Here is a 23,445-nt window from a genome sequence, read left to right on the forward strand (position 1 = left end):
AAGAATTATTTAAATGCGATCGCATTTTTAATGTTAATGGCAGATGGGAATATAGCTATAAGTGACTTGAATTTCTTGCAGATTTTTGCTCAACGTACACCTGCCGAAGTAAGTCTGGGTTTAGTGACAATAAAACCTGGTAGCGATCCGCAGCAAGTACAGCTATTTAAAGGCTAGATTACCTAATGATGTCAAAGTATTAACGCATGAAGAGTTTGTCAAAACGGAAAAAACATAATGGACTAATAATACGCTAATTAGGTTTAGCAGAACCAACTGCGGCTTTAGATAGCAAATCAGGACGCGATGCTGTTGTGGAGTTAATGCAACAATTAGCGAAAGAACAGGGAACGACAATTTTACTAGTGACTCGCGGTAACCGTATTTTATATTGCAGAGCGCATCATATAGAAGACGGACAATTAGCTTAAAATACCAAACTTGCAACAGCAGTATCAGATGGTTGAAACAAAAGGTGCAGTTGTTGTTATAGGTACGTCTACAGGAATTAGTGCAGCGCGTGCGCTACGTCTAGATCAATCGAAGTTTCTGGCGTACGCACAGATGCACAAGCGTTGCATGCGCAAGCCTCGCCACAGTGGACGCCGATTTTTTTTGATGTGACGGCTCTTGACTCGATTACCGCCGCTACGCAAAAGATAGCGATCGCCGACAAATCTATACTTCAATCTGTATATTGAGCTAAATATATTTGCTTTACTTATATATTTAATAATTCAAATTTAAGTTTTAATTTTCTAAAGATAAAGCTTACTTTCAATTATGAGAAAAATATGAATCAACGATGAATCGAATATGAGAAAAAAACCATAGATTTTCGCTGAAAAATCAGGTAAAACAATAGAGTAACGAAAGAAGTTAACAAGATCAATGCAACCGACGGCTACTTTAATTTTAGCACTAGGATTAGCAGCAGATGCCTTCGCAGTTTCAGTTGCTAGTGGCTTAAAAATCAAATACGTCAAAGTGCGTAAAGCTTTGAAGATTGCAGTTTTTTTTGGAGGCTTTCAAGCTATTATGCCCTTAATCGGGTGGATGGCAGGATTTAGTTTAAGAACCATTTTAGCCGCAATTAGCCACTGGGTAGCTTTTAGTATTCTTTGTCTAATTGGTGGAAAGATGATTTATGAAGCCTATCAAGAAGACGAAGAAAAGGATTTTAACCCTTTGTGTAATTCTACCTTATTGGCGTTAGCTATTGGGACAAGTATTGATGCTTTAGCAGTTGGTTTAGGTTTTGCTCTTCTAGATAATTCTGTTTTTTCTATTATTACTGCCATCGGATTTGTTACTTTTTGGTTAACATTTTTCGGCGTTTTTATTGGTAATAAATTTGGCAATCTTTTTCAAAACAAAATTGAGATAATAGGAGGGGGAATTTTAATTGCAATTGGTGGTAAAATCTTAATAGAAAATCTGGCAAATGTTTCCGTTTAAATAAACACCTAGATATGCAGGAATATTCTGGCCGTATAAAGATAGATTAAAATACCAAAAACATCGACAATCGTAGCACTGAGAGGCGCGGACATCAAAGCAGGATCGAAGCCTAGAAATTGAAAGAGAAACGGTAAAAAAGCCCCAGAAATTGTACCAATAATAGAAATAGTAAATAGGCTAAAGCCCACAATTATTGCTACAGTAGGATCGTTTTGTAGCAGTAAAGCCTCTCCAATAACAATTAGCCCTAGCATTGCTCCCAGTAAAATTCCAGCGATCGCTTCTCTTCCTAATACAGGCAATAAGCGATTTTGAGTGGGAACATCCGAGTTGAGTCCGCGTACAACTACAGTTGCTGCTTGAATACTAACATTGCCACCACTAGCAAGCAGTAAAGGAATAAAAATCGCTAAAACAACAACTTGTTGCAAGACATCTTCTTGGCTTTCGATCACTGCTGCAGTAATAGTATTTGTAATGAGTAAGACAAATAGCCAACCTATTCTTCTACGGGTGACAGCTAAGGGATTGCTAGGAAAATAACTACGAGCATCTTGAGTTTCTTCTAAATTGCTATCAGCACTTGGTGCGTACAAAAACTGAAATAGCTGTTCTTTGTCGTCCTCAGATAAATTGTTGATAACGTTGCTAGTAAGTTGATTGTGAAAATCTTTTTTTAACTGTTGCTTTAACTCACTATCTAAGAGTTCATAAACTGCGATCGCTTGACTTCTATGTAGTAGATAGAAAGCTTGACTTTGCAAATGTGATGGTAATGCGGCAATTTGGTGAGCAATCTCTGCTGGTTGCTCTTTAGCGAGTAAGTCTGTTACCTGTTGAGTCTTATTTTCCTCCAAAAGCGTTAGTAAAGGGGGAACGATAGGTAGTGCATCTACTGTTGTTTGTGTAGATGAATCTCGATCGTGCAGCAAAGTGTTTCCTCCGAAGTGTGCTTTTATTTTAGAGTGCAATAAAAAAGTAGTGTGCTTCTATATAAGCAGCTTATAGCTGCTGAATACATTACCCAGTAGAAAGAGTTGTATCATTCTCAATTCCAGTACGCGATTAGAGGATAGCCAAACCAAAGATGACTCCTTCGCAATACATAAATTCCTCATTGCGCTGAGTTAGGTAAGTAGGCGATCGCTTTTAGACTGTAAGTTTAATCGGAGTCACCCCTTGACGTAACTCGCGCTGTCGATGCAGCCAAGACAGTTTGACCGGAATGCGAATTAAAGGCGCGAGGACACTTGCGCCCCAGCGAAGGAAAGCACTATTTTCTAAAAGTTCAGCTTGCGCTGCTTCTTGGCTTTGCAACCTTTGTGCTTTAATAATCTCAGGTTCTCTTTGAGACTGAACTTGCGGTAACGCCGCATCAATTTTTGCAGGGTCACCTTGAGTCAAGCAGGGTACTAAATAATTTGCCGCAGCGATCGCATCGCGCAACGCCATATTAATCCCTTGGGCGCGGATTGGTGACATTGGATGTGCTGCATCGCCTAGTAGTAGTACACCAGGTTGATACCACTGCGGACACCGCCCGACAACAACGGATAATAATACTGGTCGTTCAATTGTCGCTGCTGACTCGCGAAAATGTTCGGCTAGCCATGCTGGAGACGCAGAGGCAAAGATTTCAGCCCAGTTGTCAACTTGCTGCCAATCTTGCGAAAAATCTTTAGGAAGTGTCCAACCTAAGTGTAAATCTCCTTCGGAACCGCGAAACAATCCGAACGCGTAGCGATCGCACACAATCGAATAAAAGATATTCTCCGACGGCAAACGCGGACTATCGGCTAATTTGAACCACAAAATATCAAAGCTGTGCGATTGTTGCTCTAAAGCTAAGTTCGCGCGTTGCCGTACAATTGAATTGCGCCCGTCGGTGCCAATTACTAAATCTGCATCAAAAGAACGTCCATCACTTAGTTTGACGCCGCTAACTCGTTGATTCCACAATAAATCTTGTACCGCAGTTCCTTGAACAAACTCAAAATGAGGATAATTGCTAGCTGCATCCATCAAGGCTTCTAGTAAAGCTGGTTGCGAAACCAACGTGCAAGGCTGACCATTCGGTTCAATTGGTTCATCCACGCGGAAAAGCGATCGCTTGTTAATAATGATCTCCCAAGCATCTAAAGGTTGATGTGGAATGCGTTCTATAATAGGTAATAATTCCATTTGTGCGAGCGCATCCAAGCCACTCGGCATTAATCCTTCACCGCGAAAAGTTCGCCGAAAGTTACGCGCTGCTTCAATTAACGTGACACGAATACCGCGTTTTACCAACAGAAGTGCTAGCGTTGCACCCGCAGGACCTGCTCCGACAATGATGACTTGAGACATATCCTTAATTTAGCTTAAGAAGGCAGAAGGCAGGTGACAGGAGGCAGAAGTTGAGAACATTGTATTTCTGGTGCTACGTGTCTCAAAACATATCTTTTTTGTTTGTTTCCAGTAAATTGAGTACGTTGCAGCCATCAATATTGAGACAAAATAAATTCTTCTTTTCTACCTTCAGTCTTCTTCCTTCTACATTTCTTTCCTATATCAATCTTGAATAGACCTGCTGCAAGAAGACTAGAAAAGCGTGGCAGTTGGAAACAGGGGGTTGCAAAGAGGAGTAAAAGTATGGTGAGAGTCAACAAATCGAGGCACTGCCATGTCTGACACTGATTGACAAAACCTTTCAACCACAGAGTTCCAGCGATTATGTGGAATCAGTCGCGCTTTGTTGGACGAGATGGTTGCGGTCTTGCGTCCTGACGTAGAGCGCCAAGGTCGTCGTGGCGGACAAAACAAATTGAGCGTTGAAGACCAATTGCTTGTGACGTGAAAGTAGGGGCGTGCATCACGAGCGCCAGTTTCAGAGTGCCACCAGTTGGGGACGGCACGCAACGACGGTTAGTCGCATCATCAGGAAAGTCGAAGACTGGTTAATCAAATGTGGCAGGTTTCGATTGCCAAGCAAGCGTCACTTGTATCAACCTGGATGGGAGTGCAAGGTGTTCGTGGTCGATGTCGGTGAAATGGAAATCGAACGTCCAAAAAAACAAAAACGCTACTACTCTGGCAAGCAGAAACGTCACACAATAAAGTCATAACTGTTAGTCGAATTTGAAACTGGCAAGATTATTGCTACGGCAGTTGAGAAAGGGAAAACGCACGACTTCAAGCTACTCCAGCGCCGTCTTCTGCCATTTGTACCGTCGCAATTGTGTCTAACTGACCGAGGCTATCAGCGATTTGGCAAGCTCCATAGGAGTGCTTGCTTGTCTTCCCACCAAGCAACCGCGAAAATAACTACTGCTGGATGCCGAGCAGCAACACAATCGAGCGTTAGCTAGGTTGCGAGTGCGAGTTGAGCATGTGCTTCGCCGCTTCAAGATTTTCCGCATCTTTTCTGGGCGCTATCGCAATCGGAGAAAGCGCTTTGGCTTACGCTTAAATTTGATTGCTGGTTTGCTGAACTACCAACTGGCACATGCTGCTTGATTCATGCAGGAGGTCTAATGACCCCACCTTCCCCTTGATTGCTATAACAGTAAAACAGGTTAAAATGTCTCCAAAATCTCAACATTCAGCAACGCTCTTCTACCTCCTGCCTTCCACTATATATAACCACAGCACAAATTAGATAAATTTATACCGAGAAAAAACCGCAGCTTGACCCCAGTTTTGGTTTTCAGCATCAATCACATTCCAAATTATCCCATCTTCGATATAGAATCGCTGACCAGTTTTTGAGATGCGGACGCCAGAATAGTGACAATAACCTTTATGAGTTGTTTCTGCAAGTAGGCGATCGCGTTCCTGTTGTATCACCTCTTCAGCCGATTTGCGCGAAGGCAATGTCGTAAACTCTTCCCAAGAAAATTCCCACAGTGCTAGCGCCTGCTGATTGCCATAGTTAAAAATGGGGTCGGCTTGTATACCATGCGAAACGACAACAAACGGTGCAGTAAACAAAGCTTGGGCAATTTCCGCTGGTGTTCCCGTAATATCGAGTAAGGCATTCCCTGTCCAGTACTCAAAACTGTACATTAATCGCTGACTTTGACAGATAACTTCCTTCTGCTGCCAAACAAACATGAATCTCTATTACCAGTGACCCTTTACCAAAATGTTTTCAATGTCCCAATAACTTATCACGCAGATGCTTAATGCGATCGCGATACTTCGCTGCTTCCTCAAACTCCAAATTCTTCGCTGCTTCCTTCATCTGGGCTTCTAACTGCGCAATCAATTCGGGAATATCCGCTAACGGTAAATCATCCGCTTGTTCGTATGCTTCTTCGAGTTGCTGCGAATTCAACCGCCGCGACACTTCTAAAAACGACAAAATCGCATTATTTGTACGTTTAACAATCGGTTGCGGTGTAATGCCGTGTTTCTCGTTGTATTCTAGCTGAATTGCGCGGCGTCGCTCGGTTTCCGAGATTGCCTTGAGCATACTATCCGTTAGATTATCCGCATACAAAATCGCTTGTCCGCGAACGTGACGCGCCGCCCTACCAATTGTTTGAATCAGCGATCGCTCCGCTCGTAAGAAACCTTCTTTATCTGCATCTAAAATCGCCACTAAGGAAACTTCCGGTAAATCTAACCCTTCCCGCAGCAAGTTCACCCCGACTAAAACATCAAAATTGCCTTGACGCAACTCTTGCAAAATCTCAATCCGCTCAATCGAGTTAATTTCAGAATGCAGATACCGCACGCGAATTCCCTGATCTTGCAAATATTCCGTCAAGTCTTCTGCCATGCGCTTTGTCAAAGTTGTCACTAACACTCGTTCGCGACGTTCAACGCGTTCTTTCACTTCTCCTAAAAGATCGTCAATTTGACCTTCGGTAGGACGCACAAAGATTTCCGGATCGACAACGCCAGTGGGACGAATCACTTGTTCAACAACTCGACCTTCCGATAGCTCCAACTCCCAATCGCCTGGCGTTGCTGATACAAAAATACACTGATTAACCTTCGCCCAAAATTCTTCTGCTTTCAACGGGCGGTTATCGGCGGCGCTGGGTAAGCGAAATCCATGCTCAATTAAAACTCGTTTCCGCGCTTGGTCGCCATTGTACATCCCGCGAATTTGTGGAACTGTAACGTGCGATTCATCGACCACAAGTAACCAGTCGTCAGGGAAGTAGTCGATCAAACATTCTGGCGGTTCGCCTGGTTGACGCCCTGCTAAGTGACGCGAATAGTTTTCCACACCGTTGCAGTAACCGACTTCGCGCAACATTTCCAAGTCATACCGCGTCCGCTGATCCAAGCGTTGCGCTTCTAAGAGCTTGCTTGCTTGCTCTAATTCGGCTTTGCGTTGCTTGAGTTCAGCTTCGATCGCATCGCACGCTGCTTCTAAACGTTCTTCTGGTGTGACAAAGTGACGCGCTGGGTAGATATTCACCGCAGACAAGCTTTGAATAATTTCACCTGTTACCGGATCGACGTAGCGAATCGCATCAATTTCATCGCCAAAAAATTCAACGCGAATAATGCGATCTTCGTAAGCAGGACCAATTTCTAACACATCACCGCGTACCCGAAACCGACCTCGCCCCATTTCGACATCGTTGCGGCTGTATTGTACCGTAGCCAAATCGCGCAAAATCTGTCTTTGATCGACTTCCATTCCCATTTTCAAAGGAATTGCGGCTTTAAGATACTCCGAGGGAATCCCTAAACCATAGATACAACTAATCGAAGCAACAACGATCGCATCGCGGCGTTCAAACAGCGATCGCGTCGCCGAGTGTCGCAACATATCGATTTCATCGTTGATCGAAGCACTTTTTTCAATATAAGTATCTGTAACGGGAATGTACGCCTCAGGTTGATAGTAATCGTAGTAACTGACAAAATACTCGACTGCATTGTTGGGGAAGAATTCGCGTAACTCATTACAAAGCTGCGCGGCGAGCGTTTTATTGTGCGCTAGCACGAGCGTTGGTTTCCCAATTTTTTCAATCACCGCAGCAATGGTAAATGTCTTTCCGGTTCCCGTTGCGCCGAGTAAAGTTTGGTACTGATTTCCTTGTTTGACGTACTGAGTAAGTTGGGCGATCGCCTGAGGTTGATCGCCAGTCGGTTGAAATGGTGCTTGCAGACAAAATTCTGTCATACAGTTTTATGAATCCCTTCACTTATCTTTACATATTTAGTTTTCTTTATGCATACCATGCGAACTTATTTAGACCTAAAGAATGTTTTTTCCAGTAAACTCAAAATCAATCACAAAAACATTTTTCTAATTATTAACAAAAATTTGATATCAAGAGGAATAAAACTATGGTTGCAAGTAGTACTGCTCAAGCAAACGAAACGCTCAGCAACACCAATTCTAGTTCAGAATTATCTACGCAAATCAAAGGCGATCGCGTTCAATCAAGCCCCTTACCAGGTCAGCGTCCCATCGCCTCTAGCACGTTTGAAATTCGCGATACCGTTAATATTCTAGGGATGCGTCCTATCGTTTCTAGCGATCTTCAAGTTTCTGATACAATTAACTTAGCCGGAGTGCGTCCTATCGTTTCTAGCGATCTAAAAGTTTCTGATACAATTAATTTAGCTGGAGTGCGTCCTATCGTTTCTAGCGATCTAAAAGTTTCTAATACCATAGACTTGCTGGGGATTCGTCCTATTGCTTCAAGTGGAATAGAGGTTTCTAAAACAATTACAACTTCTGGAATTCGCCCAATCGCTGCAAATAGCTTAGAAAAATATGACGAGCTTATGGGTTACATAGATTAGTTTAAAAATTAATAGTCTCTTTTGGTAACTGGTGTTGTAAAAACGCCAGTTTTTTTGTGTATAAGTATGTTTCTCCTCATTTAGGTATAGTCGTCAACAAACTGCGACTTTTCTCATTCTTTATACTGATTACTTTAATATGTCTTCTGACAGAAGCATGTATTGTTGTATTTCGGATAAGTTGTAAACGTAAGCACAAACAAACTTTAAAGTTACTCGATAACGAGAAAAGTTTGTTGAGGAACAAGGAGAAAGAAAATGAGTTTAGAAGATAGAGCTAAAGCTACAGGTAAAAATATCGAAGGTAAAGCTCAAGAAGCTTGGGGAAACGTTACAGGAGATCCTGAAGACAAAGCGGAAGGCAAAGCAAAGCAAGCAGAAAGTGAAGTACGTCATGGTGTAGAAGACGTAAAAGATAACGTTAAAGAGAAGCTTGACTAATTGCTAATTAATTAACTTAAAAGGTCTAGGGAAACTAGACCTTCATAATTTATAAAGTCTCATAAAGTTAAACACAAATAAGCAATTAGTTTTGCAATTCTGTAAAAACAGGAGGAAAATTAAAGTGAATTTTATGCAGAGATTTCGTAAAGTTCTGACAGCGCTAACATTGGTGTTAGTTCTTACGATGTCTGTTGCTTGCAGCAGCGCAGTTAATGCAAAAGCCCCAAGAACAAGTTTACCACCAGCTGCAGATACAACAGGAAACTATGCATTGTTAGAGCGTGGCAATACTTCCGCAGGACAAGACTTTGGTAACTGGGTAGTCCAGACAGGGAGAGGATTAATCCAAGACGCCTACGTACGCGACCAAAACAAGTTGGGTGTTGTGATTACGCCCCAAGTGCGCCCTAACGAAGTAAGACCTTTAGCAAAATCACTGCTCCAAGGATTTCATCGGACTTTCCCTAATCAAGATTTAACAGTTTTGATGTACGCTCCTGATAAAAAACTGATTCTGACCGCTCAATACGATATGCAGTCAAATCAAATCAAATATCAATAATGCGGTAGATGAATCAACGATAGCTTGAGCAATCGGACAATTAGCTGCAAGAAACAAGTTGAAAGCACAACACGCCACAGCGCAAATTAAGCAAGGAGAGGAAAATGTATAACAGCGAGCAATACAAACGCCAAATAATGAATGACTTGGCGCAAGGCGATACCGAAACAATGGAAGAAGTATCCACAAACGAGCGCCAATACGAAAATTTCGATGATTTTGCACAACGCTCGTCGCACGCAGAACGCCGTCAACTGTTTGGACGTTCTTTGCACCCCGATCGCATTCCTCCTAGCCAAATGGAGCCAGAATTGCAAAAAGCGATCGCGCAAATTAAGCCCAATGAAAGAGACGATGTCGCCCGCGCGTTTTTCAAGCACCTTAAAGGAAGAGGGCTAAGCGATCGTCAACTCGAACAACAACTAGCTTTATCAACGCACAATCCTAATAAAATGACTGCGGATGATGTGAGTAAGCTTGCGACCTTTGTTTACCACAATCATCCTGACATCTTCCAAGAAGTCATGGCGGAGCAACCAGCTATTATCAAATTCCTCAGCAATCCGATCGTTGCTGCTGTCCTTGGAATTGCTGCGGCTAAATGGTTAGGTAGTCAACGTAAATAACTAGCGTCGTACCTATTTCTTCCCAATAGCTAAAAAGAGAGTAGATTTTAAACCACAATCTGCTCTCTTTCTTTTGTCTATTTTGTCAAAATAATCAACTTAAACTGTTGCTAATTCTGGAGTAGGACGCTTGCTGTTCCGAATACCTTCGATCGCTTCAGCGTAATCTTTAGCATTAAATACCGCAGAGCCAGCAACGATCGCATTCGCACCCGCTTCAATCACTTGCCAAGTATTATTAGCCTTTAAGCCACCATCAACTTCAATCCAAGGGTCGAGACCGCGCTCGTCGAGCATTTGACGTAGTTTGCGAATTTTAGGCAATACAGCAGGGATAAAACTTTGACCGCCAAAGCCAGGGTTGACGCTCATGATCAAAATCATGTCACAAAGCTCTAGCACGTATTCAATTAACTCTAGTGGAGAACTAGGATTTAAAACAACACCGGCTTTTTTGCCCAACTCTCTAATTTGACCGAGCGTGCGGTGCAAGTGCGGTGAAGCATTGTGTTCAGCATGAACGTAAATGTGGTCGGCTCCAGCCTTCGCAAAATCTTCAACGTATTTTTCTGGTTCCACAATCATCAAGTGGACATCTAATGGCTTTTGAGTAACAGGACGAATCGCTTCTACGATTAATGGACCAATCGTGATATTGGGAACAAACCGTCCATCCATCACATCAACATGAATCCAGTCGGCTCCTGCTGCATCTACTGCCCGAATTTCGTCACCTAGACGTGAAAAATCTGCTGATAGTATAGACGGAGCAACTACAATAGGCTTTTTGCTGGCTTGGGTCATGCTAATCGTTCTCCTGCTTCCTCGATTGTATGCATTTTAACAAAATCTTTAGTATTAAACGTGCGATCGCGAAAACTTCTCATAGCAATATTGCACTGCTTATAAAACAAAATTTCTTATCAATTTATGCAACGGCTTAGAAGACTCGCTACAAAATAAAGAAGTGAGGAGCAAGATTTTATAAATCGAGTCAGCAGTAGTTAATTATAATTTTTTGCCCAAAAGTGAGTAGATTTAGAAATCAATGGTAAGAAAACTTGTCTGGCTAGTAGGAGGGCTAAGCGCTTCCTGTATCAGTCTTCCTGTCTTCGCATTAGAAACCACCTCAGTAGGAGAAGCAGGAATTAATGCGTTACGATTACACAGTGCGCCTTACAACCTAATTGGTCGGAAAATCGGTATTGGTCAAGTAGAAATTGGACGTCCTGGACAATTTGGCTTAGATAAAGCTGTAGTGCGTAACCAACGCATGAGTTTAGCAGGTGTATTTTTGCGCAATCAGCCAGCGAAACCTAACACGAATATCGACCCACACGCGCAAAACGTTGCAAGTGTGATGATTAGTAACGATAAAGCCGTACGGGGTGTCGCACCAGGAGCGCGACTTTATTCAACTGCGGTTGGTTCGCTGAGAACAGGTGGTCAGCCAGAAGAATGCTTATCTACACAACATATTGCACAGCAAAACGGCGGTGATGTGCGCGCCATTAACTTTAGCTTCGGCGAGACGTTAGAGCGCGATCCGCGACCCAACGCACTTTTAGATGGTCAAGCTTTGCTAACGCAATGTATCGATTGGTCTGCTCGCGTTCATAATGTGCTGTATGTCATTGCCGGTAATCAAGGTAAAGGCGGAATTCCCATCCCTACGGATAACTTTAATGGTATTAACGTTGCGTTTACAACTCGCAGGCAAGGAATCTTCACGCGGCTAGATGTGTCTAATCTAAGCGATGCGATTTCCGGAGGTGTTGGTGGGAGACTTAATGGTCGGGAAGTCAATCTAGGTCCGCGACGCGCGATCGGGTTAGTTGCTCCTGGAAATAAAATTACGTTGCTCAATCCAGATGGTAAGACGACGCAAGTGAGTGGGACAAGTTTTGCCGCACCTCATGTCACCGCAACGGTTGCGTTGCTACAAGAATACGGCGATAAGCAGCTGAGTTCGCGTCAGCCAAACTGGAGTTTAGATGCGCGGCGTCAGGAAGTCATGAAAGCCGTCATGCTCAATTCGGCGGATAAATACCGAGATCCAGGAAATGGATTGCTGCTGGGAATGAGCAAAACCATTTTGGATAAACAAAATCAGCACTGGTTAAATTCAGATGCTTACCGCGACCCGAAAATTCCTCTACAAGCACAGATGGGAACAGGTCAACTCAACGCCTATCGCGCTTATCAGCAATTTAGTGCAGGTCAATGGCACCCCGCAAGACCGGTTCCCGCGATTGGCTGGGATTATCGAACAGTCAACGATAGTGCACATCACGATTACGTATTAGCGCAACCATTACAGCGCGATAGTTTTGTATCGATTACGTTAAATTGGAATCGCTTGGTAGAGTTGAACGATACAAACAAAAATGGCAGATTTGACGTAGGCGAAACTTTTCGCGATCGCGGTTTAAATAACCTTGACCTTTACTTGCTAAACGCTGATTCCGGCGCAATTATTGATACAACTTGCACTTCCACCAGCGAAGTCGATAGCGTCGAACACATTTTTTGTCGAGTCCCCAATACGGCTAGATACAAAATTCGCGTTCAGTTTCGGCAAAAAGTAAATCACGCTGTTCAACCTTATGCGCTAGCGTGGTGGACTGTACCGGCGAGAAATTGACCTCCGACAACTGTTGTTGCAAAAAACGTAACCACACGGCGATCGCTACCACAACGATGGCATAGTTCGCATAACGAGCTAAGGTGATAGTAGAATGCAGCCTTTCCTGCTAAGACGCTATGCAATTCGCCTCGGAAGACGTTATGTCCTGGCGGCGACAGGCATCATTTTTCTAGGAATTATGGGATGTTCCAGAATCGATCGCATCGATTCGGTTGTCGCCCAGCCTCGCTCCTTAAATCGTCAAGATCCCGATAATATACAAGTGACACCATCGGCAGTGGATAACAAATTAGTTGCGGCAAATACGCGGTTTGGGTTCAAACTCTTTTCGGAGATCTTAAGACAACAGAGCGATCGCAATATTTTTCTCTCGCCTACCAGTGTGGCAATTCTGCTAGAAATGCTCTACAACGGTGCTGCTGGCGAAACGCAACAAGCAATGGCGAAAACTTTAGAATTACAAGGCATTAGCCTCCAAGATATTAACGCTGCCAACACCGCGCTGCTTAACACGCTCGCAAATCCCGATGCAAATGTGCAACTGGCGATCGCAAACTCACTCTGGGCAAAGCAAGAATACCCTATTAGACCAGATTTTTTGCAGCGAACTCAAAGCTTTTACAAAGCACAAGTCAGCAATTTAGACTTTGATTCTCCCGATGCGACAAACACAATTAATCAATGGGTAAACCAAAACACGAATGGCAGAATCGAGCAGATTGTAGACAAGATTAATCCTGAAGACGTGCTGTTTTTAATCAACGCGATTTACTTTAAAGGTCAGTGGACCGACGAGTTCGACAAAAGCCAAACAACAGAGGCACCATTTTATCTAGCAAGCGGTACGGCAAAACAACACCCACTGATGTCGCAAACGGGTAGATACCGATACTACGAAAACCCACAGTTTCAAGCTGTTAGCCTACCCTACGGCGAAAATGGCAGACTCAGCTTATACGTCTTTTTACCTCGCCAAAACTCGAATCTATCAAACTTTTACCAACAACTCAATTCGGCTAACTGGGAACAGTGGCTAACTCGGTTTAACTTGCGCGAAGGTACTGTACGGCTACCGCGTTTTCAAATGGAATATGACGTAACACTCAATGATACCCTTAAAGCGTTGGGTATGGGCGTTGCGTTTGCAGATAATGCGAATTTTTCGGGTGTTGGTGACGATTTAGCGCTGAGTGAAGTCAAGCATAAAACCTTTGTCGAAGTGAATGAAGAAGGAACCGAAGCGGCTGCGGTGACATCAGGAAGAGTGATGGCGGTATCAGCACCCATTGCAGAACCTTTTGAGATGACGGTGAATCGTCCTTTCTTCTGTGCGATTCGCGATAACCAAACAGGAACCATTTTATTTATGGGTTCTATCGTCGAACCGCAAGCTTAGCTGTATCCAACGATCGGGTTTGCCTTTCTACACCTGATACGAACCTTTTGGGGGAAGCTCTTCAGTAGCTTGTTGTTGCGTGATTTCTACGGTTGTTTGCGAGGCATCGTGGCTTGGTTCAGCGGGGACATCATGTACGGCTTCGTGTTCAGAAGAACGCACTGCGCTTAAAGCCGTTTTAATCACAACCGCAGTTGGTACGGCGACGATTACGCCCAATAAACCACCGATTCTCGCTCCGGTTAAGACCGAAACTAATACCCATACAGGATTTAAACCTGTCACACTTCCCAAAATGCGCGGCGCAACTAGGTTATCGAGAATCTGCTGTACAATCACTGCCGCAATTAAAACGCGCGTACCTAGCCAAAAGTCTTGCAATGCGACCAGTAATGTGGTAATAGCAATACCCACAGTTCCCCCAAAGGGAACCAACGCCATAATACCAATCGTGATACCAAACAGTAACCCAAAGGGTACTTTTAACCATAGAAAGATCGCCGTGAGCGAACACCCCATGCACAAACCGAAAATTAGCTGTCCGATAAAGAAATTTTGGAAGCTAAGGCGTAATGTTTGCGAAAAAGGAGTGCGCAGCTTTGTCGGTAGCCATTGAACTAAACTTTGCCAGAGGTCATCGCCATGCTGCAATAAGTAAAATGCCAAGACCATCGTGAGCAAAAAGTCTAACAGACTCGTTAGCGTGACGACCGCGAGGTTTAAAACTTGCACCGCGATCGCTTGCAGTTGCCCTTTAACGCGATCGTTAATTTGTACCACCAAAGCATCAAGATTCAATGGTAAACCTTGATTTTCTGCCCACTCATTCAACAACATCAACTGATGTCGCCCTGAATCAATTAACTCTGGTAACCGCGCTACGAGTTGCTGGGCTTGCATCAATACTAAGGGTACGAGCGTCACCCCTACCGCCAGCAATATCGATAATGTCAACAAGAATACTAAAACCGCAACCTGTTCGCGCCTTGCGCCTTGGCGTTCCATCCAACTAACAGGATAGTTCAGCAAAAATGCTAACAGTGATGCCCCAACTACAATCACAATCAACGAGTGGAAGTAATCAAAAATCGTCGATACTGCCACAGCATTCAAAACAAGCAGGGGAGCGAACAGCGCGATCGCTAACAGCCGCCCAGTCGGCGTCATCACCTGCCACCAATTTAGGAGTTTGCGTGTTTGCATTTACCAACTGCCAAATAGAACAAACTCAATTTCTTTTTCCTTGCAGCCTATTATCTCTAACTCTATCGCTTTGACTCATCCATCTACCTCAGGATTCTGAAAACTGTTATGAACGATCGTCAAATCAGGGCAACTAGCCCTCTTAAGTTCACTCTACACGAGCAAAAGGGTAGGGAAAGGTTACTAGAGAATGAATTGGTAACTTCCTCCCAGCGTCAGCAGCCCACTCAAGATGCCCAGTTTTCCACTCCTCCTAACCGTCTATTATTATTGTTCTATCTCATTCCTGTGGTTGGCTTTTTTCCATCGCTTTGGACTTTGTATCGCCGTCAAGGGAGCAGAGAACAATTTGCACTTAGCCGTCTATCGATTACCTTAGCAGGTACTTGGTTGTTAGGTTATCTGTTGATGAGTTTTGGTGCGGAAACGTCTGATTTTCTGGCACTGCGCCTATTAATTTTAAACAGCTTTTTGACTTCGGGTTATTTTCTCGTCAGTCTTTGGTTAATGTTTTTGCTCATCCAAGGTAAAGCAGTGCGTCTACCAGGATTTAGTCAATGGGCGGAGCGCATTTTAAGTAAGCATTTGCCCTGATTCAAGAGGTTTGAGTGATGAGTGGTAAGTGGTGAGTCATACAAAACACTATTCTTCCTCTGCCCCTCTGCCCCTCTGCCCCTCTGCCCCTCTGCCCCTCTGCCCCTCTGCTTCCTCTGCTTCCTCTGCTTCCTCTGCTTCCTCTGCTTCTTCTACTAAGGGTGGTTAAACTGCACAAATCCAGTTAAACTCCAAACAGCAAAAACTCAAATTTCTAGCGAAAGTTCCGATATCCTGCTAGATGTGTCATATTTATTGCTATTTATGGCTCACTACAGTTGATACCTGAAAGCTAGCTCGATCTAGCGTCTTTTGCTCTCTTGTTCTTAAATGAACTGTTGTATTTGTTACGTGTGAGGATGTCTGTGCCAATTCATAAAATTTCTGCTCGCAATCCCTCTGTAGCTGCGTCTCCCCGAATTGTCCATACCAAGTATTCTTCCGCTAAGTCAGGGCGTTGGCTGTGGTTTTGGGTGGCAATGTCTGGTATCGCGATGTTGTCAGCAACGGCTGGAGCGCTGTTAGCTGTATCTTTATCCAGTACCCCGTTAATGCAATCGCGGCTTACCCCAGAACAAAAGGCAATCTTTGGGCGAGGCGATCGCATTTCTAAAACTGGTTTACGCCTTGCTGAATTGACTCGCCCTGTGAATATTCTCGTTTTAGGCATCAAGGTTCTCTCTTCGGATGTTGACGATCCTGATATTAGGTCAGAAGACTTAGGCTACCACGCACTTGTTAATTCTTTTGAAGGTCTTTCGGATACGATGCTGCTATTGCGGTTCGATCCAGAAACCGAAAAACTGGCAGTTCTTTCAATTCCTAGAGATACGCGTACCTATGTCGAAGGGCTAGGCATCACAAAAATTAATGCCGCGAATGCTCGAGGCGGTCCCGCACTAAGTGCACAAGCTGTCAGCGATCTTTTAAATGGCGTACCGATTGACCGCTATATCCGCATTAACGTTCAAGGTGTTGAAAAGCTCGTTGATGCTTTGGGTGGTGTTACGGTTTATGTCCCCAAAGATATGAAATATCAAGATGACAGCCAACATCTATATATCAATTTGAAAGCAGGAAGACATCATCTCGACGGCAATCAAGCATTGCAACTACTACGCTTTCGCTACGACGAATACGGCGATATTGGTCGCATCCAACGCCAGCAAATGGTGATGCGGGCTTTGATGGAACAAGCTCTAAACCCAGCAACTTTGGCGCGAATGCCGCAGATTATGTCGGTGATTCAAACGCATATCGATACTAACTTGACCGTTGAGGAGCTCATGGCACTCGTCGGCTTTGGCGTTCAAACAGATCGTTCGGATGTTGAAATGCTGCTGGTTCCAGGGACTTTTAGCACGCCAGACCAATACGTTGCAAGTTATTGGCTACCCGATAAAGAACGAATTGCCACAATGATGGCAAAGCACTTTAATGTGCCTACCGATTCAGAAATTGATGATGTCGATCCGGCAAGGTTGCGAATCGCAATTCAAGATAGTACAGGTAGCGATCGCGCGATCCGATCGCTAGCTAACTTTCTGCAATCATCTGGTTATCGACGCGTTTACGTTGCGAACCCTTGGAATGAACCATTAGAAGTGACGCGGATTGTGGCGCAGCAAGGTGATGTCGATAGCGCGCAAGCGATTCGCAATGCTTTGGGATTTGGTGAAATCCGCGTGGAAAGCACGGGTAATCTGCGTTCGGATGTGACAATTCAACTAGGTCAAGATTGGTTGCGAGTGCACGAAGCGCAGTAGATTAAATTTGCTGTGCAATCCATTCTTGTAATATCGGATTGACTTTTTCCGGTGCTTCATCTTGGGGACAATGCCCAACACCTTCAATGGGAATAAACGCTTTTACTTGTGGGTAGTTCGCTAATTGTTTACCCAACTCAAATGGTTCCCACGGATCGGCAGTTCCCCACAAGATAATTGCTGAACATGGTAGCTGTGGTAACAAATCTTCGGGTAATGGACCGGAAGAATACGCCGTAAAAGCTAAAAAAACGGCAACAGCACCTGGATCTTTGGTTGGTGCCATCAAAATATCAACAAGTTCATCTGTCACAACTTCCGCATTCGCATACGCCTGAAGCAAAATCTTGCGCACAGTTTTTGGCTTGGCAATTTGATGGAAGAAAAAGTTGCCAATCGGCTTGACGGCGAGGAGTCGTTGCACCAAAGGCGCACCAAAACGGCGATACCAAGGTAAAGTTGCCCGTTTGCGGTCGTGAAGCAGTCGCAACGAACAGTTTAATAGCGCAATACTTCGAGCGATATCTGGACGATCGACAACGGCTTGCATCACCGCAATACAACCAATCGAATTTCCTACTAAAAACGCCGGTTCGCCCACAACCTCACGGCAAAAATCGGCAATTTGCTGTCCCCACGTTTCAAACGTATACTGCATTTCTTCTGTGGGTTCCGGTTTGGCAGAACCACCAAAGCCAATTAAATCAATCGCATAGACACGGCAAGTTTCGGCAAGTACGGGAATGTTTTTGCGCCAATGCCACCAGGAAGCACCAAAGCCATGAATTAACACAACCGCAGGTCCTGTTGTGCCTTGCGTTTGATAGCAAATCGGAAACCCTTGCCAAATCCAAGTTTTCGTCGCGGTGAAGGATGGGGTGGAAACTGTCATAGATCTTCTAAATTAAGCGATCGCCTTAACTGTATTGTGACAATTCTTCACAAAATTCTAAATTTTATTTTATTATTTCTATTAATCTAGAAATATGGAATCAAATACGGCAAAATATGCAGATTTATTTGCAGCACTAGCGTCAGAACCTCGGCTAGAAATTATGCGCTTACTCTTTGCAACTTATCCGCAAGGAATGATCGTGAGTGATATTCAAGCCAAATTACAAATTCCCAATTCCACACTGTCGCATCATCTAGAGAAACTGCGACAAGAGCATCTCATCAGTTCTAGGAAAGAAAAGCAATATATTTGGTACGCAGTCAACACCAAGACAATCGAAGATTTATTAGCTTTTCTCTTTAACGGCTGTACGATCGCCCATCCTCGCAGTCAAGACAAGCTAGACCCTGTTCAGAATCCATTCACGGAGGCAGGATTTATGTTTGAAGGGTTCTTAAGTTCGCTCGAAAGCCTATTTGGTAGCGTGTTTGACCGCATTGTGCTGCCCAGAGGTTTTGAAAGATTTACGCGAAAAGCAACGCAAGTCATTGCGCTAGCCCAAGATGAATCGCGCCGTTTGGGACATCAATACGTTGGCACCGAACAACTTTTATTAGGATTACTCAAAGAAGGAACCGGAACTGCTGCACAAATTCTTTTAGCCGAAGGACTCAATGTAGAAAATTTGCGCACAGAAGTCGAAAAACGTATTGGACGTGGGAAAGGAACGCCGTTAGATATTCCATTTACACCAAGAGCTAAAAGAGTTTTAGAGCTTTCTGTAGAACAGTCGCAGCGCCTAGGCGATCAGTATATAGGTACTGAACACTTGCTGTTAGGAATTTTGCGCGAACGCGGCGGAATGGCAGTTCGGGTACTGGAAAACTTAGGAGTTAACCCAGATAGCTTAGAGCAGCGAATTTTACAGTGGAATGGCTCTAATTAGTCGTGCAGCGATCGCCCACAGTATGCCAGGATGGTTCGTGTTGTGTTCCTATTAAACTCAATTTGTCATGCTGGCTCAAACTTCTACAGCGGTTACACCCTTCCTCGGCGCAGACGTCGCGGCGGATTATGCGGCGGCACAAGTCGTCATTTTACCAATTCCCTACGAAGCAACAACAACGTATCGGCGTGGTTGTGAAACTGGTCCTGATGCAATTCTCGCAGCATCGCAGCAAGTGGAATACTATGACGAGGAACTCGACTGGGAAACAGGACTTGATGTAGGCATCTATACGCATCCCTCGATTGCAGATACTCGCAAAGGGGCTGTCACCTCCGAGGAAATGTTGCAAGTTACCAGAGAAACTGTTTTCAAGCTCGTGCGAGACGGTAAATTTGTCATTTCCTTAGGCGGCGAACACAGTATTACCACAGGCGTTGTGGAGGCGTATCGTCAAGCGTATCCTGATGAATCCTTTACCGTTGTCCAAATTGACGCGCATGGAGATTTACGCCACGAGTACGAAGGCTCAATTCATAACCATGCTTGCGTGATGCGACGGATTGTTGATATGGGATTACCGACGGTTCAAATTGGCATTCGCGCGATTTGTAAAGAAGAAGCTGATTTGATTAAAGAAAAAAATCTCACCGTGTTTCGCGCGCGGGAAATTGCTGCACAACCGAATTGGATCGAAAACGCGATCGCCGCAATTCCCACAGAAAAGGTATTTCTGACGATTGACTTAGATGGCATTGACCCCACACTGATTCCTGGTGTTGGAACTCCTGAACCTGGCGGTTTGAACTGGTATGCACTGACAACATTTCTGCGTGGCGTCTTTGACAAACATCAAGTTATCGGCTGCGACGTCATGGAATTAGCCCCAGTAACTGATTCGGTCGTTTCAGAATTTACCGCCGCTAAGCTCGTTTACAAACTAATTGGCTATCAAGCCGTCGCTCAAGGCTGGGGGAAGAATTAAGCACAGGTGCAGAGGAGAATAAATAATGATAAATGAGCGTTAACTCAAAACTCACAACTCATCACTACCCACTCTTTCACTAACCACTAGAGTAACTAGAGACACAGAACCCCTCTGCTGCTATCTTAAATTGGAGGCAATTGCAATCAAATTTATCCTAAATGCATGGGAAAACCTTACCGGCGGATTTTACTAAAACTGAGCGGTGAAGCCTTGATGGGAGACCTAGGCTATGGGATCGACCCAACCATCGTTCAAGAAATTGCGGCAGAAGTCGCAGAAGTAGTAAATAGTGGCGTACAAGTAGCTATTGTAGTAGGTGGTGGCAACATCTTTCGTGGCGTCAAAGCGTCAGCTGCTGGAATGGATCGGGCAACAGCCGACTACATTGGTATGATTGCAACGGTGATGAATGCGCTCACGCTCCAAGACGCTTTGGAACGGATGGAAGTGCAAACACGCGTGCAAACAGCGATCGCCATGCAAGAAGTAGCGGAACCGTATATTCGACGTCGAGCAATTCGCCATCTCGAAAAAGGACGAGTGGTGATTTTTGGCGCGGGTTCGGGAAATCCGTTCTTCACAACCGATACAACAGCAGCGCTAAGAGCCGCTGAAATTGACGCTGAGGTGATTTTTAAAGCCACCAAAGTAGACGGAGTATACGATTCCGATCCCCACAAAAATCCTGATGCTAAACGCTATCAAACGCTTAACTATGTTCACGTTTTGACTCAGGATCTGCGGGTGATGGATAGTACTGCGATCGCTTTATGTAAAGAAAACAATATTCCGATTCTTGTCTTTGACCTCTCGGTGCGAGGTAACATCCGCCGAGCGGTAACAGGAGAATCGATCGGAACCCTTGTGGGAGGTTTCTGTGAAGTTAGCTGAAGCTGAGAGTTCGATGCAAAAAGCCGTTGATGCAACGCAACGCGCTTTTAATACAATCCGCACTGGTCGCGCTAATGCGAGTTTACTTGACCGCGTGATGGTGGAATACTACGGTACCCCCACCCCGCTTAAATCACTGGCGAATATTAGTACGCCTGATGCTGCGACAATTACAATTCAACCGTATGACCGTAGCAGCCTTAATCTCATTGAAAAGGCGATTTCGATGTCGGATGTCGGACTAACCCCGAACAACGACGGCTCGATGATTCGTCTCAATATTCCACCACTTACGAGCGATCGCCGTAAAGAACTGGTGAAACTCGCCGCGAAGTATGCGGAAGAAGGACGCGTTTCAATTCGTAATATTCGCCGCGATGCTCTTGATACCATCCGCAAACAAGAGAAAAATAGCGAAATTTCAGAAGATGAAGCGCAAGACCTTCAAGATAAACTGCAAAAGTTGACGAACAAATACACCAACAAAATCGATGAATTGCTAGCAGAAAAAGAGAAAGATATCACAACTGTTTAAGTCATTTTTATGGCTAATAACTTGTGATATTAGCTATAACCAATCAATAGCAAGGGGTAAAAGTTAAAAAGTGATTTTTTGACGGAACTTTTACCCCCCAATTTCATATGTTTTTTCAGATTTATAGCCCAGAATTGCTCGAGGTTTTGCAATCGGTAGTAGTTCCGAGTCATCTGGATAAGGCAACGTAGCATTAAAAATAGAACGCGTGAGAACCCGCAGCTTTACAAAAGCTTTATCAAATTGACTTGTAATTCAACTAAATCTTCATAGATAAAATCAGTCAGACAGAGTCAGACAGAGATTATAGATATGGTAACTTAAATGTTAACTTCAACTTAACAAAGGAGATTTTCACGACTTAATCGTTTGATAATCGACAAAAAGGCATCTAAAAATACTGCAAAAAAATACAAAATGAACGAGTTGTAGGCAGGTAACTTGTGATGTTGAGGCGATCGCATTGCCACGATTGACGGGCAAAATGAGTTAGAACCTGCTTAAGAATAAAGTTAGCCAACTTAGGAGCAAAACTGTAGCATCATGTACGATTGCATAATTGTCGGTGCCGGACCTGCTGGCGGTACAGCAGCCTATCATTTAGCGAAAAGGGGACGTTCAGTATTAGTTTTAGAGAAAGAATCACTACCGCGCTACAAGCCCTGTGGAGGTGGAGTTTCACCCGCGATCGCTAAATGGTTTGACTTTGATTTTTCCCCAGCGATTTCTACAAAGGTCAATACCATTCGCTACACCTGGAAAATGGGCGATCCGGTGCAAGCTAAATTGCAAACTCCTGAACCAATGTGGATGGTACGGCGCGACGTATTTGACCACTTTCTAGTGCAACAAGCGCAAAAACAAGGAGCCGAACTGCGCGACAACACCGAAGTCAAGGGAATTCAGTTTAACAGCGACCACTGGCAAGTTGATACAGCGAATGGTCCGGTCGCCGGTCGTTATATCATCGCCGCAGACGGTGCGAAAGGCTCGATGGCAAAGTGGTTAGGCTTTAAAGACCGCAAACGCCGCTTGGCAGGCGCATTAGAAGCCGAAGCCCCCGCTAAGGTGGAAGATGGTCATATTGCCCATTTTGAGTTTGGCATGGTCAAAAACGGCTACATTTGGAACTTCCCGAAAGCCGACGGTTACTCAATCGGTGTTGGGACATTTATTGGTGGCGAACCGCAAGATTTTAAAGGAATTTTGAGCGAGTACGGTAATTTATTTGGCTTAGATATCAAAACCTGCAAGCAGTACGGTCACGCGCTGTGTTTGTGGAATGGCAATCAAAAGCTACATACGCAAAATGCTGTATTAGCAGGGGAAGCCGCGTGTGTTGTCGATCCCTTAACCGCCGAAGGCATTCGCCCATCAATATTTAGTGGTGTCAAAGCAGCCGAAGCTATCGATCGCGCGATCGCAGGCGATATCGATGCTCTAGAGCGCTACTCGCAAGTCATCAGCGACGAGTGGGGTGCTGATATGGCGTGGGCACAAAAACTAGCCGGAGTCTTCTACCGCGTTCCTGGTATTGGTTACAAAGTCGGCGTGAAACGTCCCACAGCAACACAACGCATGGGTCAAATTCTCTGTGGGGAAATGAGTTATGGTGATGTCGCCGGTCGCGCCCTTAAGCGCCTCAGTGGTAGCTTAATCCCAGGAATGGGCGGGTAAAAAAGTGAATGAGGGGTGAGGAATGAGGGGTGAATGACTAGTGCTGAGTTTTGAGTTG

Annotated in this window: 24 protein-coding genes and 1 pseudogene; 18 read left to right on the forward strand and 7 right to left on the reverse strand. The window is 44.4% G+C overall.

Annotation, left to right across the window (positions count from 1 at the left end):
* Positions 1-36: 36 nt before the first annotated feature.
* The 4 genes and pseudogenes from B1A85_RS24085 to B1A85_RS21525 all read left to right on the forward strand — a co-directional run bounded on the left by B1A85_RS24085 (position 37) and on the right by B1A85_RS21525 (position 1,458).
* A complete protein-coding gene (locus tag B1A85_RS24085; RefSeq protein ID WP_168192455.1) occupies positions 37-177 on the forward strand; it encodes a hypothetical protein in 141 nt (46 codons plus the stop codon).
* A 92-nt stretch (positions 178-269) separates the two neighbouring features.
* A pseudogene (locus B1A85_RS26355) lies at positions 270-431 on the forward strand (ABC transporter ATP-binding protein); the annotation flags it as partial.
* Positions 432-459: 28 nt separating this feature from the next.
* Entirely contained in the window at positions 460-624 is a 165-nt protein-coding gene (locus B1A85_RS24090; protein WP_168192456.1) for a hypothetical protein, read from the forward strand.
* Between the two features lie 267 nt (positions 625-891).
* A complete protein-coding gene (locus B1A85_RS21525; RefSeq protein WP_104548772.1) occupies positions 892-1,458 on the forward strand; it encodes a manganese efflux pump MntP family protein in 567 nt (188 codons plus the stop codon).
* 8 nt (positions 1,459-1,466) lie between these two features.
* Here the strand turns inward: B1A85_RS21525 and B1A85_RS21530 are convergent, their stop codons facing one another.
* On the reverse strand, positions 1,467-2,393 hold the full coding sequence (locus B1A85_RS21530; protein ID WP_168192457.1) for a magnesium transporter: 927 nt from the start codon (positions 2,391-2,393) through the stop codon (positions 1,467-1,469).
* 217 nt (positions 2,394-2,610) lie between these two features.
* Positions 2,611-3,807, reverse strand: a complete 1,197-nt coding sequence (locus tag B1A85_RS21535; RefSeq protein WP_104548774.1) for an FAD-dependent oxidoreductase — start codon at positions 3,805-3,807, stop codon at positions 2,611-2,613.
* A gap of 1,023 nt (positions 3,808-4,830) precedes the next feature.
* Here B1A85_RS21535 and B1A85_RS26360 point away from each other — a divergent pair.
* Positions 4,831-4,956, forward strand: coding sequence for a hypothetical protein (locus B1A85_RS26360; protein WP_371681702.1), 126 nt, complete (start codon positions 4,831-4,833; stop codon positions 4,954-4,956).
* Between the two features lie 138 nt (positions 4,957-5,094).
* Here B1A85_RS26360 and B1A85_RS21545 read toward each other — a convergent pair whose 3' ends face one another.
* Together B1A85_RS21545 and uvrB are read right to left on the reverse strand one after the other, a co-directional pair.
* Positions 5,095-5,553, reverse strand: a complete 459-nt coding sequence (locus tag B1A85_RS21545) for an MEKHLA domain-containing protein (RefSeq protein WP_104548775.1) — start codon at positions 5,551-5,553, stop codon at positions 5,095-5,097.
* Between the two features lie 37 nt (positions 5,554-5,590).
* Positions 5,591-7,588 carry an excinuclease ABC subunit UvrB gene (uvrB, locus tag B1A85_RS21550; protein WP_104548776.1) on the reverse strand — a complete coding sequence of 666 codons (1,998 nt, stop codon included), beginning with the start codon at positions 7,586-7,588 and terminating at the stop codon, positions 5,591-5,593.
* Positions 7,589-7,755: 167 nt separating this feature from the next.
* Between uvrB and B1A85_RS21555 the strand changes: the two genes are divergently transcribed.
* The 4 genes from B1A85_RS21555 (at position 7,756) to B1A85_RS21570 (ending at position 9,849) form a co-directional block, all read left to right on the forward strand.
* Positions 7,756-8,217, forward strand: a complete 462-nt coding sequence (locus B1A85_RS21555; protein WP_104548777.1) for a hypothetical protein — start codon at positions 7,756-7,758, stop codon at positions 8,215-8,217.
* Between the two features lie 258 nt (positions 8,218-8,475).
* The gene (locus B1A85_RS21560; protein WP_099702568.1) at positions 8,476-8,658 is read left to right on the forward strand and encodes a CsbD family protein; all 183 of its coding nucleotides are present in this window, start codon (positions 8,476-8,478) and stop codon (positions 8,656-8,658) included.
* Between the two features lie 124 nt (positions 8,659-8,782).
* Positions 8,783-9,223 (forward strand): hypothetical protein, encoded by a 441-nt coding sequence (locus B1A85_RS21565; protein ID WP_104548778.1) that lies wholly within the window; start codon positions 8,783-8,785, stop codon positions 9,221-9,223.
* A 104-nt stretch (positions 9,224-9,327) separates the two neighbouring features.
* Entirely contained in the window at positions 9,328-9,849 is a 522-nt protein-coding gene (locus B1A85_RS21570) for a hypothetical protein (RefSeq protein WP_104548779.1), read from the forward strand.
* 99 nt (positions 9,850-9,948) lie between these two features.
* Here B1A85_RS21570 and rpe read toward each other — a convergent pair whose 3' ends face one another.
* Complete coding sequence (rpe, locus tag B1A85_RS21575; protein ID WP_104548780.1) at positions 9,949-10,653, reverse strand: ribulose-phosphate 3-epimerase; 705 nt, start codon at positions 10,651-10,653, stop codon at positions 9,949-9,951.
* Between the two features lie 244 nt (positions 10,654-10,897).
* Here rpe and B1A85_RS21580 point away from each other — a divergent pair, with 244 nt between their 5' ends.
* Positions 10,898-12,493: a S8 family serine peptidase gene (locus B1A85_RS21580; RefSeq protein ID WP_104548781.1), complete on the forward strand. Its 1,596-nt coding sequence runs from the start codon at positions 10,898-10,900 to the stop codon at positions 12,491-12,493.
* A gap of 94 nt (positions 12,494-12,587) precedes the next feature.
* Positions 12,588-13,892, forward strand: a complete 1,305-nt coding sequence (locus tag B1A85_RS21585) for a serpin family protein (protein WP_104548782.1) — start codon at positions 12,588-12,590, stop codon at positions 13,890-13,892.
* Positions 13,893-13,919: 27 nt separating this feature from the next.
* Here B1A85_RS21585 and B1A85_RS21590 read toward each other — a convergent pair whose 3' ends face one another.
* A complete protein-coding gene (locus tag B1A85_RS21590; RefSeq protein ID WP_104548783.1) occupies positions 13,920-15,095 on the reverse strand; it encodes an AI-2E family transporter in 1,176 nt (391 codons plus the stop codon).
* A 108-nt stretch (positions 15,096-15,203) separates the two neighbouring features.
* On the opposite strand from B1A85_RS21590, the gene B1A85_RS21595 reads away from it, so the two are divergent.
* Positions 15,204-15,689, forward strand: coding sequence for a hypothetical protein (locus B1A85_RS21595; protein WP_210404655.1), 486 nt, complete (start codon positions 15,204-15,206; stop codon positions 15,687-15,689).
* Between the two features lie 359 nt (positions 15,690-16,048).
* Complete coding sequence (locus tag B1A85_RS21605) at positions 16,049-17,455, forward strand: LCP family protein (protein WP_104548786.1); 1,407 nt, start codon at positions 16,049-16,051, stop codon at positions 17,453-17,455.
* A 1-nt stretch (position 17,456) separates the two neighbouring features.
* Here the strand turns inward: B1A85_RS21605 and B1A85_RS21610 are convergent, their stop codons facing one another.
* Complete coding sequence (locus tag B1A85_RS21610; RefSeq protein WP_104548787.1) at positions 17,457-18,347, reverse strand: alpha/beta fold hydrolase; 891 nt, start codon at positions 18,345-18,347, stop codon at positions 17,457-17,459.
* 94 nt (positions 18,348-18,441) lie between these two features.
* Between B1A85_RS21610 and B1A85_RS21615 the strand changes: the two genes are divergently transcribed.
* The 5 genes from B1A85_RS21615 to B1A85_RS21635 all read left to right on the forward strand — a co-directional run bounded on the left by B1A85_RS21615 (position 18,442) and on the right by B1A85_RS21635 (position 23,387).
* Positions 18,442-19,296 (forward strand): helix-turn-helix transcriptional regulator, encoded by an 855-nt coding sequence (locus tag B1A85_RS21615; RefSeq protein ID WP_104548788.1) that lies wholly within the window; start codon positions 18,442-18,444, stop codon positions 19,294-19,296.
* 67 nt (positions 19,297-19,363) lie between these two features.
* Positions 19,364-20,281 carry an agmatinase gene (speB, locus tag B1A85_RS21620; RefSeq protein WP_104548789.1) on the forward strand — a complete coding sequence of 306 codons (918 nt, stop codon included), beginning with the start codon at positions 19,364-19,366 and terminating at the stop codon, positions 20,279-20,281.
* A 165-nt stretch (positions 20,282-20,446) separates the two neighbouring features.
* Positions 20,447-21,175: a UMP kinase gene (gene pyrH / locus B1A85_RS21625; protein WP_104548790.1), complete on the forward strand. Its 729-nt coding sequence runs from the start codon at positions 20,447-20,449 to the stop codon at positions 21,173-21,175.
* Complete coding sequence (gene frr / locus B1A85_RS21630; protein ID WP_104548791.1) at positions 21,162-21,710, forward strand: ribosome recycling factor; 549 nt, start codon at positions 21,162-21,164, stop codon at positions 21,708-21,710. Before pyrH ends, frr begins: the two co-directional genes overlap by 14 nt.
* A 543-nt stretch (positions 21,711-22,253) precedes the next feature.
* A complete protein-coding gene (locus B1A85_RS21635; protein ID WP_104548792.1) occupies positions 22,254-23,387 on the forward strand; it encodes a geranylgeranyl reductase family protein in 1,134 nt (377 codons plus the stop codon).
* The last annotated feature ends 58 nt before the right edge of the window (positions 23,388-23,445 follow it).

Source organism: Chroococcidiopsis sp. TS-821 (assembly GCF_002939305.1).
In the GTDB taxonomy this organism is placed as follows: domain Bacteria; phylum Cyanobacteriota; class Cyanobacteriia; order Cyanobacteriales; family Chroococcidiopsidaceae; genus Chroogloeocystis.

Coding starts and splice junctions, on each gene's coding strand:
- B1A85_RS24085 (WP_168192455.1), top strand. CDS start 37: ATGGCAGATGGGAATATAGCTATAAGTGACTTGAATTTCTTGCAGATT.
- B1A85_RS24090 (WP_168192456.1), top strand. CDS start 460: ATGGTTGAAACAAAAGGTGCAGTTGTTGTTATAGGTACGTCTACAGGA.
- B1A85_RS21525 (WP_104548772.1), top strand. CDS start 892: ATGCAACCGACGGCTACTTTAATTTTAGCACTAGGATTAGCAGCAGAT.
- B1A85_RS21535 (WP_104548774.1), bottom strand. CDS start 3,807: ATGTCTCAAGTCATCATTGTCGGAGCAGGTCCTGCGGGTGCAACGCTA.
- B1A85_RS21545 (WP_104548775.1), bottom strand. CDS start 5,553: ATGTTTGTTTGGCAGCAGAAGGAAGTTATCTGTCAAAGTCAGCGATTA.
- uvrB (WP_104548776.1), bottom strand. CDS start 7,588: ATGACAGAATTTTGTCTGCAAGCACCATTTCAACCGACTGGCGATCAA.
- B1A85_RS21555 (WP_104548777.1), top strand. CDS start 7,756: ATGGTTGCAAGTAGTACTGCTCAAGCAAACGAAACGCTCAGCAACACC.
- B1A85_RS21560 (WP_099702568.1), top strand. CDS start 8,476: ATGAGTTTAGAAGATAGAGCTAAAGCTACAGGTAAAAATATCGAAGGT.
- B1A85_RS21570 (WP_104548779.1), top strand. CDS start 9,328: ATGTATAACAGCGAGCAATACAAACGCCAAATAATGAATGACTTGGCG.
- rpe (WP_104548780.1), bottom strand. CDS start 10,653: ATGACCCAAGCCAGCAAAAAGCCTATTGTAGTTGCTCCGTCTATACTA.
- B1A85_RS21580 (WP_104548781.1), top strand. CDS start 10,898: ATGGTAAGAAAACTTGTCTGGCTAGTAGGAGGGCTAAGCGCTTCCTGT.
- B1A85_RS21585 (WP_104548782.1), top strand. CDS start 12,588: ATGCAGCCTTTCCTGCTAAGACGCTATGCAATTCGCCTCGGAAGACGT.
- B1A85_RS21590 (WP_104548783.1), bottom strand. CDS start 15,095: ATGCAAACACGCAAACTCCTAAATTGGTGGCAGGTGATGACGCCGACT.
- B1A85_RS21595 (WP_210404655.1), top strand. CDS start 15,204: ATGAACGATCGTCAAATCAGGGCAACTAGCCCTCTTAAGTTCACTCTA.
- B1A85_RS21605 (WP_104548786.1), top strand. CDS start 16,049: ATGTCTGTGCCAATTCATAAAATTTCTGCTCGCAATCCCTCTGTAGCT.
- B1A85_RS21610 (WP_104548787.1), bottom strand. CDS start 18,347: ATGACAGTTTCCACCCCATCCTTCACCGCGACGAAAACTTGGATTTGG.
- B1A85_RS21615 (WP_104548788.1), top strand. CDS start 18,442: ATGGAATCAAATACGGCAAAATATGCAGATTTATTTGCAGCACTAGCG.
- speB (WP_104548789.1), top strand. CDS start 19,364: ATGCTGGCTCAAACTTCTACAGCGGTTACACCCTTCCTCGGCGCAGAC.
- pyrH (WP_104548790.1), top strand. CDS start 20,447: ATGGGAAAACCTTACCGGCGGATTTTACTAAAACTGAGCGGTGAAGCC.
- B1A85_RS21635 (WP_104548792.1), top strand. CDS start 22,254: ATGTACGATTGCATAATTGTCGGTGCCGGACCTGCTGGCGGTACAGCA.